The sequence below is a fragment of the Ferroplasma sp. genome (assembly GCF_031200575.1).
In the GTDB taxonomy this organism is placed as follows: domain Archaea; phylum Thermoplasmatota; class Thermoplasmata; order Thermoplasmatales; family Thermoplasmataceae; genus Ferroplasma.
The window spans coordinates 1,326,832-1,341,310 of sequence record NZ_CP133597.1 but is presented as its reverse complement, the minus strand read 5'-3'; the positions used below and the strand labels follow the sequence as shown (position 1 = coordinate 1,341,310).

The window sequence follows — 14,479 nt, the reverse complement described above, 5'->3', positions numbered from 1 at the left end:
TGCATATACATCCATGCAGGAAAACTTTATAATTCCGGGCAATAAATCCCTGGTAAACCTATCGAGTGACATATTTTCCCATTTTGGCCTCAGGACAGAAACAGATGGCATTGGATTGAACTACAAGCATAAAAAACTGTGCTTCATATTGCTGGATGGGCTGGGATGGAATATCTACGAGAAAACGGGAATCAAATTCCGGAATGAGATGAAATGCACATCTGTATTTCCTTCAACCACATCAAATGCACTGTCATCATTCTTTTTGAACCGTTATCCAGGGCAGCATGGCATAATTGGCTATCAGCTATACATAAGGCAGCTGGGCTCTATAGTAAATATACTGGGTTACACATCCTCGGCTGCATATATAAGGGATTCCATGGAACGTGCTTACCCCATGGCCACGATTTTCAATTATGAGTCAAAGGTAACGGCACTGAACAGGGCAGGATATTCAACGGTGAACATCATACCGGCTTTCATAAATAAAACATCATTCTCCACATTGCTCTATGGCAATAATAATACAGACACATACTCCAATGTGTTCCATAGCTTTTACGTGCTGGAGGACAATCTAAAACAGGGAAAAGATTTCGTGAGCTTCTACCTTCCTGAGGTGGATCAGACCGCACATAAGCTCGGTCCATATGATCCTTACACAGTGGAATCGGCGAGATATATTCTCCAGAGCCTGATCTCAATAATGGAAAAATACAGTGACTATGATTTTGTTATAACTGCCGACCATGGCCATGTGGAGGTCGGGAATACCATTAACCTTGGGAACGATTCTGGCCTTATGGACATATCCATACTTCCTCCCTATGGCGATTCCAGGGCCCTCTTCATGGAAAATACATCAGAGATAAAGGAGTACCTTGAGGGGCATTACAGCAATCTTGAACTGGTTGCAAAAGGGGACAGCATGTATTCAGCCCTCATGGGAAAGATAGACGGCAATGTAATGCAGAAACTTCCGGGGCTTATAGGGATATCCAGGAACAACGACATATATCATTTTCCACTAAACCAGAGGAAATATGCAATGAAGGGTGCGCACAGCGGGCTTCTCAAGGACGAAATGGAAATTCCGGTTTTAGTTTTTCAAAATTAATATCCGGAACTATTTTTAGCGGATAATGAAATAAAATTTCAATCTTTGTTATAATTCTGTTTAAGAAATATTTATTAATAAACATTTAATCCGGATACCATGTCTGAACTTCCCATGTCAAAGAAATCAATTAGCATAACCATAGCATTAATGGCATTTTCGGGGTTGCTTATTATCTACGTGGAAACCATGATAGTGCCGGCTATACCAATATTTATAACATTCTTTCATTCAACGTACAGCAATGTATCATGGATTTTAACTGCTTACATTATAAGCGGCACAGTTTCTGCAGCCATATTCGGGAAGGTTGCTGATATAGTTGGAAAGAAAAAGATATTCATTATCCTGGGAATAATATATACCATTGCCATATCATTCGGGGGATTTACCAGAACACTGGATGAGCTTATAGCAGTTCGTGCAGTCCAGGGGCTTGGCTTCGGAATGATACCTATCGCCTTTGCAATAATAAATGATGTTGTGCCCAGGGAAAAGCTGGCACTGGCACAGGGCATAATGAGCGCCACATTTGCCATAGGGTCAGGCATAGGGCTTGTTCTGGGCTCATATATCACAGAAACCCTTGGATGGCAGTGGGATTTCCATACGGCAATACCGGTTGCAGTTATCCTGCTTATCCTGGTATTTATATTCATAAGGGAGAACACGGTTACAGGAAAGCAGAAAATCGACTTTGCAGGTGTTGCAATGCTGGGCGGCGGGCTGGTTGCACTTATTTTTGCACTCTCAGAGGGCCAGCATTATGGATGGTATTCCCATCTTATCATAGGATTATTCATTGCAGCCCTTGTTCTATTCACAGTGTTTGCATATTTTGAGAGCCATTATAAATACGCGTTCATAAATATGAAGCTCCTGAAGAAGAGGAATATTTTCCTTTCCAATATAGTGGGGCTATTTGCCATGGCAGCAATGTATTTTCTGTTCTTTACTGTTCCAACACTGCTGCAGGACCCGGCACCCAGCGGGTTCGGCAAAACAGTATTTGATTCGGGGCTTATACTATTTCCTGCCACTGTGATGAATATGGTTTTCGCGCCGGTGGCTGCAAGGATAATACGTAAGAGGGGACCCAGACTCTCCATACTTATGGGCCTTACCGTGGACCTAATAGGGTTCGGTTTGTTATACCTCTACCGGGCAACAATACCGGAAATACTGCTTGATACAATATTTGTGGGAGCCGGCATATCAATGATGCTCGTTGGAATAATCAACGTTCTTCTTACCTCTACACCAAGGGAAAATGCTGGAGAGGCCACCGGAATGAATACGGTATTCAGGGATATAGGAATGTCCATAGCCCCTGCATTTGGTGGCGCTCTCGAAACCATGTATACTGTAAAGGTTACCATAGGTGTAAAAATGGTAAATGGCATTCCATACAAAATCATGGAAGCTTTTCCCGATAAGACTGCCTATAATTATATATACCTGATAGGGGTTATATTTGTGATTCTGGGCTTCATATTTACTGTATTAATTAAAAAGACAGGGACAAAGAGTTAATTTAATGTTATCAAACTTTAAATATAAATAAATATTGGCTTTCCATGATAGAAACAGGAAGGCTGAAGCGCAATTCCCTTGGTGGATTCAGGCTCGTATGGCAGGCCATGGGAACACTTTCAGTTGCAGCAGATGCAGCTTATTTATTAACTGGAGTGGTAGAATACGCACTGGGTGCAACCCCGCTTGCACTGGTTCTCGGTGTATTCGCATATCTATTTATTATGAATACTGGATACCAGTTTTCCAAGCATGTTAATTCTGCCGGTTCATACTATACATTTGCCGGCAAGGGATTAGGCGGCATAGCCGGAACATTCCAGGCATGGAACATGGCGTTTTATGGCCTCATAGGATACGGCAGCTTCGGATTCCTGGGGCTGGCCGCATTCATAACACTGCTTGATCCCACATATAAGGGAATAATCTTCTGGCTTCCTGTGGCATTCTTTGCCGCATTGATATCCTTCATATTCACACACAGGGGCATGAAAATTTCCACAGATTACCAGATAGCCGGTGGTGTAATAGAGGTTGCAGTGCTGCTCATAGGTTCAGCATTAATCATTATTAATGCGGGAAAACTCAATACCCTTGCGGTATTCAGCACAAAATACGTCTCAGGAATTTCGCAGTTGCTCTTCGCAATGATCTATTCAATGATACTCTATTTCGGCACCACTGTGTCCATAACGGCCATGGGAGAGGAGGCAATAACACCACAGAAAACAATCAAAAAAGCCCTCATAGGAACGGTTATACTTTCAGGCATAACTTTAATAATTGTTTCATATGCATTTACAATCGGCTGGGGGCCCTCTGCCATGGCTTCATTTGAAAGTAGCAATGATCCCGGGGTTATACTCTTCAGCAAACTCAACCCTGTCATCTATATACTTTTAATTCTTGTAACAGTAAACAGTTTCATGGGATACAATATTTCCGTGAGCAATGCCGATTCAAGAATATTTTATAGTTTTGCAAGGGATGGCATATTATTCCTTCCAGAAAGCATAGCAAAAATACACAAAAAATACAAAACGCCATCCAATGCCGCACTGACAATATTCATCATGTCCTTCATCATCGCTGTTGTTTTCGGTGTGCTATTCGGACCGGTTCAGGGTGGGCTTATCATGCTCCTGATCAACGCATACGCTGCATATACAGAGCACATTGTTGCATCCATATCCCTGCCATTCATGATGAAACGTATCGGAAAGCTCAGGGTTATTGAGCATATTATTATTCCTGTAATAGGAATATTGATTCTGGTAATTATAATGGCAGGCACACTGATATCCCCGGAAAAATACCCGGAGAATATAGCAGTATACATAGGCATTGCGTGGATTCCCATTGCGGGAATAATGACAATGGTAGAATATATTGTTCATCCCGAGAGGGTCAGGAGGGCGGCAAAGATGTCCATTGAGGAGGAGGCTCTGGAGCCTAAATAATTCACGTCACCTCAGTTGCTTTAAATTTCATCTTTTTCATATTGGAGTTGGAAGCAAATAGAAGGAACAGTATGACCGGAAACAGTGCGAGAAACATATATCTAAAGCCTATGGCATTTTCAATCAGGCCGCCGGCAGTTGGTGTTATGATCCCAATAGCCATCATTATAGAGAAGAAATAGCTATTTGCCATATTCCTGTAGGACATGTCGAATGTTCTGCTGATGGATACTATGGATAGTGGATATGTCACTCCATGTGGTATTCCCAGAAGAAGATAGGCAATAATGTATATTATATCATTCACACCGAAGAACAGAAAAATTATCCCTGTCAATGTAATAATAATCGCAGTTCCAAGATAGTGCCAGAGATTTTCCGGTGCCCGCCATGAAATGAAGAGCCTGGACGAAAATGAAACGATAAAAAATCCGGTAAACAGCAGGGAAACATCGGAAAGGCTCAATTTCAGAACACTTTTAGCATATATCCCACCGAAGGTTATGAGCAATGCAAAAATAATATTGTACGCAAGAATTGCATAGACTGCAACCCTGAACCCCGGCTCCCCGAATACCCTTACATTCTTCTTTTTAATTTCTGATTTGCTGTCAGGAAATCTCAGAAATGGTGAAAGAACAGAAGCCACAACGCCCAGTGGCACAAAGAACAGGAATATATACCTTAAAGGTTCGAATTTAAGTATGTATGACTCCAGTGCCGGGCCGGCAATCAGGCTCACACTGAGTGCAAGGGTATATATCCCAAGGACCTTTTCCCTAGCCTTCTTATCATCTATCATGCCCGCAGATGTAATTATATTTGGCATGATAGCACCGAAGGCAAGCCCTGCAACAGCTATGAAAATCCATACTGTTATAAAATTGGAAAACTGCATGACTGCCAGAATAATTGTGAAGCCTATATTCGACCCGATAAACAGATAGCGGCGCTTTACTGTACCCAGCCTTGAATTGATCAGCCCTGTGGTTATAAAGGTAGCCAGTGCCATGAGTGATTCTGTGAGCCCGACCTCCAGCTGCCCGAAGTGAAGGTCATATTTGGAAAACAGTGATATGGTGGTCATCATCATGTTATTCGATGCCCTCACCATGAATGTTATGAATATTATAATGAGCACGGAATATGTGAGGTATGTATTCCTGATAATTTTTAATCTATCCATTTTATGCCACGGTATCCTCAATATATCAATTGAAAATAAATACTTTCATAAATAATTAATCAAAGGGCCCAGTCATGTCCGGTGCGCTCCTGCAATATAAGTATTGCCTGAGTTTCTGTACATGACAGAGAATACAACAATTACGGCAGCGGAAAATATTCCAAATATGCATATGAGAGACCAGGTGGCCAGCCCGTTATAATGGAATGTATACATTATATAGGTTCCTACAGATGGGCCGAAAGCCCGGCCGATTGAATTGAACATGGAGTTAAATCCCATATATCTTCCAGTTCTGCCCGCCGGGGCCATCTTGGAAATAACTGTATTTATTGTTGGAGTTGTAAGGTTCTCCCCTACTGTAATTATGACCATGTCAAACATCAAATCATACAGGTTTGTGGAGAATGCAATAATAAAGTATCCCAGGGCATAAAACAGGGCACCGGCTATAAACGTTCCCAAGTCTCCGAACCTTGCAAACATTCTTATCAATGGATACTGCCCAAGAACTACTACTATGCCGTTGATTGCATAGATATAACCCAGGTCAGCAACATTAATTTTTATGGCAATTTCACTGTAAAGTGGCAGGGATACGGAAAACTGTGATGACAGCAGTATGATAAAAAACGTTGCTATGCTGAAAACGAAAAGATATTTATCAAAAACAAGGAATGGATTTCTGGTTCCGGTACCTGTCTTCATCACATTCTGTTTCCTGACAAACAGTATTATAATGGCCTGCAGGACACTTGCTATTACCAGTGCATAAAATATGTATATAATTCCTGATGAATATATAAAGGACCCCATCAGGGGACCTATTGCCCATCCAATGTTTGATAGTATCCTGTAAATTGAATAGCCGCCTTCCCTGTCCTGGGATTCCGTAACATCAGAAATAAGGGCACTGGCAGAAGGATATACAAGGGACCCTGAGAAGGATGACATTATAAAAAGTATAATCGTAAGCGTGTATATATTGTATAGAAATGACAGAGCTATTGAAAGGTAAATGAATATGCCTGAAACGCTTCCCAGCATCAGCGTGAATTTTCTCCCTTTCAGATCAGCCAGATAACCACCCAGTATGCTGAATGCCATGGACATGAGGGATAGCAGTGTAAATATAACTCCTACAATATATACGGCAAGATGAAGGTATAAACTGAGGAATATTGCCATGAATGGCCATGAGGCTCCCATGCCCAGTGATCGCATCATGGATGACAGACTTACTATTACAACCTGCCTGTTACGTATATCTGATGAAAAGGACGCCATTACGTTGTATTGCAGGATATTATAATAATATTATTTTAATGAAGTAATTTTATACAAAAAATATATGCATTATGAATAATTTCTATGCATTTTTATAATCAGGGAATAATATGCTACATCAATCATAACGTTACAAAAACTACAGTAAATATTAAATTCTATATGTTAATAAAACATAATGGATAATATCCCGTACCCCTACAGAGAGCGCCGGAATCAGGACATAAAGTTAAAGAAAGTTTTGACATCATGGGACCTTTATTTTCTGAGCCTGGGTTCTATTATCGGTTCAGGGTGGCTTTTCGCAGAGTCCGCCTCTGCTGGCACTGCAGGTCCCGCTGCAATTATATCATGGGTTATAGGTGGAATCCTTGTGCTGATTATAACTCTTGTTTATGCCGAGATTGGCGCAATGATACCACGCAGTGGATTCATAACGCGCTATGGGCATTACTCACACGGGGGCATTGCCGGGTTATTCTTCGGATGGGCATATTTTGCCGCCAGGGCTGCCGCACCGGCACTTGAAGCCGAGGCAGTAATGACCTATGCCGGATCATATATAACCCATCCGGCGCTGATTTACTATGCGAAAAATCCTCTGGACCCATCCTCCAGTGTAACCCTGCTGACTGGATACGGCATTCTCATAGCTGGGATTCTTATTACAGGTTTTTATTTTCTCAATTATTTCGGGGTAAAATTAATGGGAAAAACCAATCAGGCGGTTACATGGTGGAAGCTGATAATCCCATCTTTAACCATACTGCTAATGGCATTTTTCCTGTTCCATGCCGGTAATTTTGATAATCCCTCCCTGGGTGGCTTTCTTCCGCATAACAATATTTCACTTGTTTTCGAGGCTATATCAACAGATGGTATAGTTTTCTCATACCTGGGATTCAGGCATACTCTGGACTTTGCAGGGGAGGCGAAGAACCCACAGAGAGATATACCACGTGCACTTATATTTGCCATGTTAACTTCAATAGCAGTCTATATACTGCTCCAGGTCATCTTTATTTCATCTGTAGACCCGGTGCTTCTGAAAACCTCCGGTGGATGGCTGGGGCTTTCATCTGCCTCGGCAGGCAGCTACGCAAAGAGCATTGATACCGCGCCATTTGCCTTCCTTGCAAGATCATCTGACCTGTCTATCATGGTAGTTCTTACATATTTGCTATACGCCGATGCATACATATCGCCATCAGGAACGCTTAATATAGCCGCAGGAACCTCAACACGATCCCTTTACGGAATGGCTGAAATCGGGTATTTCCCTCCTGCAGTGGGAACTGTAAGCCGCAAAACCGGAGTTCCCGTGTTTTCCCTCATAATAAGCCTCATACTGGGACTTGCATTCCTTGCCCCCTTGCCCAGCTGGTATGTTGTTGTGGGCCTTGTTTCCGGGATAGCTGCATTTACATACATTCTGGGTGGTTCAACTCTCATGGTTCTCAGGAGGGAGGCCTCAGAAATGAAAAGGCCATTCAAACTTCCATATGCAAAAATACTGTCACCTGTTTCCTTCGTTGCTGCAGCATTAATAGTATACTGGACAGGATGGCCCACAGTGGGATACACATCTATCATAATCTTTTCCGGGTTTATAGTATATCTGGTGCTTCTCTCCTTCCACCGGGTAGACAGCATCCTTTCAGGGGAGAACATAAAGGGTGGTTACTGGGTCCCTCTTCTCATAATTGCACTGGACATAATGTCATATCTTGGGGAGAAAAATTTCGGGGGGCTTAATGTTTTTCCATTCCCCTATGATTTCTTGGTAGTAATAGTGGTATCCCTTTTCTTTTATTTTATTTCTGTTAAATCCGGTTTCAGGACATCAGAAATAACAGATATAATCAAATCAGGAGAACAGTACATAAATGAAGGTGGAATTGATGAATAAAATCCCCACTATCTTTCCATTCGATTCAGGTACCCCGAAATCATTAGGCTAAATTTTTACAATAATTGTTATTTAAATGAAAAATATATTACTCTGTTACAGATACAGGCACAACTCTTTTTCCACCCTTATAGAAATTCATGTTATTCAGATCGAATACAAGTTTTACAGAATCGCCCTCCTTATAGGTATCTTCATATTTGCCTCCCTTAACCTTAACGCTGTAATTACCGATATCCACATAATACATGATTTCAGATCCAAGAAACTGTATGGATGTTATTTTTCCCTCCGTGGCTCCTGTATCATCTATTTTAACATCTTCGGGCCTTATTTCCGAAATTTCATAATCCAGATCTTCATTAAGGTTCAGTGTTTCCCTTGGTATCAGATTCACGGCACCAAGCAGCCTGGCACAGAATATGTCATTCGGCCTGTTGTAAAGCTCCTTGGGAGTTGATTTCTGGACAAGTTTGCCGTGGTGCAGCACTATAACCTCATCTCCCAGTGCCATGGCTTCAATCGGGTCGTGCGTAACGTGTATTGCTGTAAGTTTGAATTCCCTCTGTATTTTTTTGAGATAATCCCTCAGATCAATTCTGACCCTGGTATCCAGGTTACTCAATGGCTCATCCAGCAAAAGAATCTTTGGCATTTTGATTATGGCCCTGGCAAGTGCAACCCTCTGCTGCTGCCCTCCACTGAGCTGCCCGGGATATTTCGGTGCCTGGTCCGAGAGTTCCATGACCCGGAGCAATTCATTGACTCTTCTGACTGTTTCATTTCTCGATATTTTCATAACAGATAATGGTGATGCAATATTTTCGTAAACAGTAAGATGTGGATACAGAGCATAGTTCTGAAATACAAGCCCGATATCCCTCTTCCACGCAGGTGCATTTGTCATGTCCTTCCCGAGTATTGAAATCTGGCCGGAATCTGAAAATTCCAGTCCAGAGACAATCCTGAGCAACGTTGTCTTTCCTGATCCGCTGGGGCCAAGTACCACATAATATTTTCCCTCCTCGAATTCAAGATTCTCAACCTCCAGAGCAGTAAAATTTCCGAATTTTTTCTTTATATTATTCATTGATAATATCATTTTAAACCACCGCCACGCCATACCTTATCTATTTTAGAGCGCAGGAATATCGCAATAATCACAGCAGGTATAAGGCTAAGCACACTTGATGCAGCCAGAATACCGTACTGGGCAGCTTCATGCCCCAGCGACCCCCCTATAAATATTGTCAATGTCTGTGCCCCTGCTGGATATAGTATACTCATATTGTATGCAGAGTATGTGAATGCAAGCGGGAATATCAGGGCACCCCATGCGAAAATAAATGCATATAAAAAGGCCACAAAAATGCCATCATAGCTTAACGGCAGTATGACCTTCCTGAAAGACCTAAGTGTTGTCATTCCATCCATCTGTGCTGCCTCATCATAGTATTTAGGGAATGTTGAATAAAAGTTGTAAAGCATCCAGATAATAATGGGCATTACCATTACAGGATATATAATAATCAAACCCAGCCAGGAATTGATTGAATGAATATAATTCAGGAGGGAATAATCTGGTATCATAAGTATTACCAGTGGAATTGAGTAAATGAAAAGTACAAGGCCAATAAACTTAATTCCGCCTATTTTGTACCTTGATGAGGCATAGGCTGCAGGTATACCGATAACCAGGGCAAGAAATGACCCTATTATGGAAACGACTATGCTTGTTATATAATACGGCTCACCATGTGTCAGTGAGTACGTATAATTTGCAATAGTTGCCTTAATAGGTATAATTTCTGGGGGAAGGGTAAAAAGTTCCCCGTATGTTTTGAATGATTCTAAAACAAGCCATGCCAGCGGGACCATAAAGAATAAAAGATAAATTGCCGTGAAAAACACCACAAGATAAATGGGCATTTCCCTGTTAGGCCAGTGAATTGAATGTAATCTGGAAGGCTTCTGCCTGGTTGATAAGGTTAACCTTACAAAGAGGAGAGCAACTATTGTTGAAACTATGGTCATTATTGTCATTAAAACTGCTGAGAAGCCAATCTGGCCACCGAAAAATAACTGGTATGAATAATAGGACAAATCAAGATTTGCAAATGGGGGTGAAACACCAAGGGATGCATATATGGGATCAAATGTAAATGACCCATATATTAACATCAGTATGAAGGCTGCCAGTATCTGGTATTTAATGAATGGTATGTCTATGGTCATGAGTTTCTTTAGTCCCTTGAGGTTATCCATGCTGGATGCTTCCTCTATGTTTGTGGGTATTCCTTTCAAACCTGAATAGATAATAAGGGTTGCAAGGGGAAGGCTGGACCAAATATCTATTATAACTATGCTCCATATAGTTGTAAATAAATCTTTATGGTAAACAAAGTATGTTATTCCATAAAGGGGATTCAACATCAGAATCCACATAGTTGCACCAGTGACCAGGGGTATGAATGCCGGCAGGAGAATTATAGGCAGCAAAAAGTTTCTTTTCAATCTCTTAAGAAAATTTGCAAGAGGGATTGCCAGGGCAATATCGATGAATGGAACAATAAATGTGTATATGAGGCTGTTATCTATGATCTGCCCAAGGTGCGGGGTGTAAAACAATTCCTTATAATTTTTTAATCCAATAAAAATGTAATTGCCTGAAATAGTTTGATGTTCAAATGTTAGAACAATATTCTCAAACATGGGGTATATTGCAAAAATCAAAAAATATATAAGGGCCGGCAAAATAAAAAAGATTGCCCTTTTTTTCAAAGAGTAACTTATTGTTTTCACTTTCATAGGGTAATTCCCTGATCATTAATATAATTTGACCATTCTGTTGCTGCTGTACTCAGTGCAGTGGATGCCGATATGGTTGAAGGGGAGCCTGTGAAATACTGGTATATCTCCTGATTCAGGTATGGAGTCAGTGTTGTGAATAATGGCTGCAGTTTGTTGTATATTGCAACACTGGTATCATTTATCTGTATTGATGAGGCCGTTTTAAGCATCTCTGGAACCCATGTGAAGTTTTTGTTGGTTTCAGCTATTTTTAGACCCGATTCAGTTGCGGGTAAATACTGATATTTGTCTATTCCGATTTTGTATTCTGCATCTGATGTGGCATATTTCAGGAATTTTATTGCAAGGGATGTATTTGTGTATGGGTTTACTCCCATATATGTTGGTGAGTATCCAGTGCTTCCTGAGGGTAGTACAGTTACATTATAATTTCCAGCAACCTTCGATACGCTGGAATTAGAATACTGTGAAAAGAAACTTGTCCAGGCAAGTCCCATTGCAAATTCTCCGGAGGTGAATAATGTTTCCTGCTCACTGTAACCTATTGGTGTTGTGGATACAGAAGGCCCGAATTCTGTCAGGTTTTTATACATCTGCAATGCCTGCACACCGTAGGTATTATTGAACGTTGGCTGGTATTTACCACCTATGTCTCCCATATATGACCAGTAGCCTGTTCCTGAGTTGGCAGGTATTCCGGTTACTGAAGTGTGGTTGTTTCCATATGCATATAAAAGCCCCATATACGCATCTATCATTGCATGATGGGAGGAATCTGGAAACATAAGGGAGTATTTCAGGGCATTACCGCTGGATAGTGACTTAAGTGATGACATTGTTGAATTTATATAATGGGCTGCATCATATACTGCTGTCCAGTTTTTATATGTATCCGGCATGATGGAAAAATGATATTCATTTTCAAATCCTGTTTGCAGGGTTTTATTATTGAATATGGATTTCTGATAAACAAGTACATAACCCAGAACATTATGAATAGGTATTCCAACAGTTTTTTCTACCTGTCCTGAATTGCTTAGCACGTAAGAACCTGAATAGAGCTCTCCAGGCAGATAGTTTGATGTATTAAATCCCTGGGAACTAAGATTCATTAAATAGGGTGCCAGTGTTGGCTCGCCGGAGGTATAATACATGATAAGTCCTGGAGAACCATCTTTATCCTTTAATGCAGATAAAGAAGATGAAACAAGATCGCTGTAGCTTACGCTGTCTATGCTAATTTTCACATTTGGGTTTGCCTTCTCGTAATTTCCAGCAACAGTTGACAGGTATTTTTCTGTATCACTTCCACTATCAACCAAAACCACAAGGGTTGAAACCTTTTCACTGGGGTGCAGATATAAATAAACACCAATACCAACACCCGCCGCAACAATAACGACGGCAATCACAATGGCCAGTATCTTCTTTCCCCTCCTTTCAGGGGGTATATAATCAGGAGCACTTTGCATCTTTCTCAGTGAGATAAAATAATTGTACTTATTAAATTTACTATATACCTTTCTAATTTTAAAATTAAATATATAGTTATACTTATCAATATATAAAATATATATTGAAAGGTATATGGCTTTAAAATTTATAATCAAAATATTTAACATCATCAGATATTGCTGGCAGAATTAGGTATAAATTTATGTATAAAATTTAAATTCTTTAATATTTACTGTTTTATTTAAGCAATATTTAAACCCATATGAGATTACATGAAAATTATGGAAAAAGTTTCAGAATCTCGAACCTTAAAGAAAGGGGCTGCAGGATTTTATTCTCTTCTTGGCCAATCAATTGCAATGATCTCACCGCTGGGAGCTGTGGCAGCAACAATGACAGGAGCAGCAGAATTCGCCAAGGGTTCGCTGCCACTGGCATATATTATATCCATCTTTGGCGTACTAATATGGATAAACACGCCCTACCAGTTTTCCAGAAAAATTAACGGGAGTGGAGGATTTTATACCTTCAATTCCCGTGGGGCAGGGCCAAGATACGGTCTTACAATAGGATATATGATGTGGTTCTCATATTTTATGGTTATAACCAATGCCATACTGTTTACCTCAGGCGTATTCATACCCGGAACTATTTCATATTTCCTTCATGTGAATATAGGAACATACACATGGATACCCATTATGACAGCCTTTATTATCATACTCACAGTAATAGCCTATCTTGGAATAAAGCCATCGCTGGCATACAGTTTCACAGCATCTGCCATTGAAATAGCACTCTTGATTATCACATCCATTGTCATAATTGTTGCACTGGGTTCAAAGAATACGCTGGCTCCATTTACGCCTACGCCGGCCGATGGATTTGCGGGGGTTGCCGTGGGGATGGTGCTCGCAATATTTTCCATGTCAGGATCGTCTGCGGTTGTCACCCTGGGAGAGGAGGCAAAACAGCCAAGAAAAAACATAAAGAAGGCACTTCTGATAAGCTTTCTCATAACCGGAGTTGTATTTGTGCTCACATCATATGCACTAACAGTGGGATGGGGAGTTTCAAAGATGTCAACATTTTTCAGCTCCAGTGTGCCGGGATTGATTGTTACAGATAAGTATATAGGCCTTCCATTTACCATAATACTCTTTATTTTCATTATCAACAGTCTTTTCGCAGGTTCTCTGGCTCCATTGAATACAAGCTCCAGGATGATATTTTCCATGAGCAGGGATGGACTCGGGCCATCAATGTTTTCAAAGGTCCATCCTGTTCATAAAACACCCTATATAGCCATCATTACCATGGCTGCAGTTGCATATACTGTTTCACTTATAGCCGGCATTCTCATAGGGCCAGAGGATGGATTCCTATACCTTGTCACTGCATCATCGGCAGCTCTGTTCATAGGCCATATACTGAGCAACTTCGGGCTTGGTGCCACATTTAAGAAGCTGAAAGAATTTAAAGTTGTGACACATGCCATCATACCGGCGGCTGCAACAATAATACTTGCTGTTGCAATGTTCTACAGTTTTTACCCTCCTGCATATCCAGTTGATTACGCTATCATCACTGCAATTGTTTTTATCATCATATCCGCCATTGCAATTTTCATTTATGGCAAAAAACACCCGGAAGAAATCAAAAAGGCAGGATCAACAGATATGCTTGTGCAGGAGGAAATATACAGCAAGGAATAAAAT

At 40.8% G+C, this 14,479-nt stretch carries 10 protein-coding genes; 5 read left to right on the top strand and 5 right to left on the bottom strand.

Features of this window, described 5'->3' with window-relative positions; all coding sequences use genetic code 11:
* The first annotated feature begins 13 nt into the window (after positions 1–13).
* The 3 genes from RE471_RS07195 (at position 14) to RE471_RS07185 (ending at position 4,113) form a co-directional block, all read left to right on the top strand.
* On the top strand, positions 14–1,120 hold the full coding sequence (locus RE471_RS07195; protein ID WP_309214152.1) for an alkaline phosphatase family protein: 1,107 nt from the start codon (positions 14–16) through the stop codon (positions 1,118–1,120).
* 99 nt (positions 1,121–1,219) lie between these two features.
* Complete coding sequence (locus tag RE471_RS07190; protein ID WP_309214150.1) at positions 1,220–2,653, top strand: MFS transporter; 1,434 nt, start codon at positions 1,220–1,222, stop codon at positions 2,651–2,653.
* A 44-nt stretch (positions 2,654–2,697) separates the two neighbouring features.
* On the top strand, positions 2,698–4,113 hold the full coding sequence (locus RE471_RS07185) for an APC family permease (protein ID WP_309214149.1): 1,416 nt from the start codon (positions 2,698–2,700) through the stop codon (positions 4,111–4,113).
* Between the two features lies 1 nt (position 4,114).
* On the opposite strand, the gene RE471_RS07180 is transcribed toward RE471_RS07185, so the two are convergent.
* Both RE471_RS07180 and RE471_RS07175 read right to left on the bottom strand, forming a co-directional pair.
* A complete protein-coding gene (locus tag RE471_RS07180) occupies positions 4,115–5,299 on the bottom strand; it encodes an MFS transporter (protein ID WP_309214147.1) in 1,185 nt (394 codons plus the stop codon).
* A gap of 72 nt (positions 5,300–5,371) precedes the next feature.
* Positions 5,372–6,586, bottom strand: a complete 1,215-nt coding sequence (locus RE471_RS07175) for an MFS transporter (RefSeq protein ID WP_309214146.1) — start codon at positions 6,584–6,586, stop codon at positions 5,372–5,374.
* A gap of 178 nt (positions 6,587–6,764) precedes the next feature.
* Between RE471_RS07175 and RE471_RS07170 the strand changes: the two genes are divergently transcribed.
* Entirely contained in the window at positions 6,765–8,495 is a 1,731-nt protein-coding gene (locus tag RE471_RS07170) for an APC family permease (protein WP_309214145.1), read from the top strand.
* Positions 8,496–8,583: 88 nt separating this feature from the next.
* Here RE471_RS07170 and RE471_RS07165 read toward each other — a convergent pair whose 3' ends face one another.
* Genes RE471_RS07165 through RE471_RS07155 form a run of 3 tightly spaced genes read right to left on the bottom strand, consistent with a single transcriptional unit; the run spans position 8,584 to position 12,778 of the window.
* Complete coding sequence (locus tag RE471_RS07165) at positions 8,584–9,597, bottom strand: ABC transporter ATP-binding protein (protein ID WP_309214144.1); 1,014 nt, start codon at positions 9,595–9,597, stop codon at positions 8,584–8,586.
* A complete protein-coding gene (locus RE471_RS07160; RefSeq protein ID WP_309214142.1) occupies positions 9,594–11,303 on the bottom strand; it encodes an ABC transporter permease subunit in 1,710 nt (569 codons plus the stop codon). Before RE471_RS07160 ends, RE471_RS07165 begins: the two co-directional genes overlap by 4 nt.
* Positions 11,300–12,778: an extracellular solute-binding protein gene (locus RE471_RS07155; protein WP_309214140.1), complete on the bottom strand. Its 1,479-nt coding sequence runs from the start codon at positions 12,776–12,778 to the stop codon at positions 11,300–11,302. The genes RE471_RS07160 and RE471_RS07155 overlap by 4 nt, the downstream gene beginning before the upstream one ends.
* A 264-nt stretch (positions 12,779–13,042) precedes the next feature.
* Between RE471_RS07155 and RE471_RS07150 the strand changes: the two genes are divergently transcribed.
* Positions 13,043–14,476, top strand: a complete 1,434-nt coding sequence (locus RE471_RS07150) for an APC family permease (RefSeq protein ID WP_309214138.1) — start codon at positions 13,043–13,045, stop codon at positions 14,474–14,476.
* The last annotated feature ends 3 nt before the right edge of the window (positions 14,477–14,479 follow it).

Coding starts and splice junctions, on each gene's coding strand:
- RE471_RS07195 (WP_309214152.1), top strand. CDS start 14: ATGCAGGAAAACTTTATAATTCCGGGCAATAAATCCCTGGTAAACCTA.
- RE471_RS07190 (WP_309214150.1), top strand. CDS start 1,220: ATGTCTGAACTTCCCATGTCAAAGAAATCAATTAGCATAACCATAGCA.
- RE471_RS07185 (WP_309214149.1), top strand. CDS start 2,698: ATGATAGAAACAGGAAGGCTGAAGCGCAATTCCCTTGGTGGATTCAGG.
- RE471_RS07180 (WP_309214147.1), bottom strand. CDS start 5,299: ATGGATAGATTAAAAATTATCAGGAATACATACCTCACATATTCCGTG.
- RE471_RS07175 (WP_309214146.1), bottom strand. CDS start 6,586: ATGGCGTCCTTTTCATCAGATATACGTAACAGGCAGGTTGTAATAGTA.
- RE471_RS07170 (WP_309214145.1), top strand. CDS start 6,765: ATGGATAATATCCCGTACCCCTACAGAGAGCGCCGGAATCAGGACATA.
- RE471_RS07165 (WP_309214144.1), bottom strand. CDS start 9,597: ATGATATTATCAATGAATAATATAAAGAAAAAATTCGGAAATTTTACT.
- RE471_RS07160 (WP_309214142.1), bottom strand. CDS start 11,303: ATGAAAGTGAAAACAATAAGTTACTCTTTGAAAAAAAGGGCAATCTTT.
- RE471_RS07155 (WP_309214140.1), bottom strand. CDS start 12,778: ATGCAAAGTGCTCCTGATTATATACCCCCTGAAAGGAGGGGAAAGAAG.
- RE471_RS07150 (WP_309214138.1), top strand. CDS start 13,043: ATGGAAAAAGTTTCAGAATCTCGAACCTTAAAGAAAGGGGCTGCAGGA.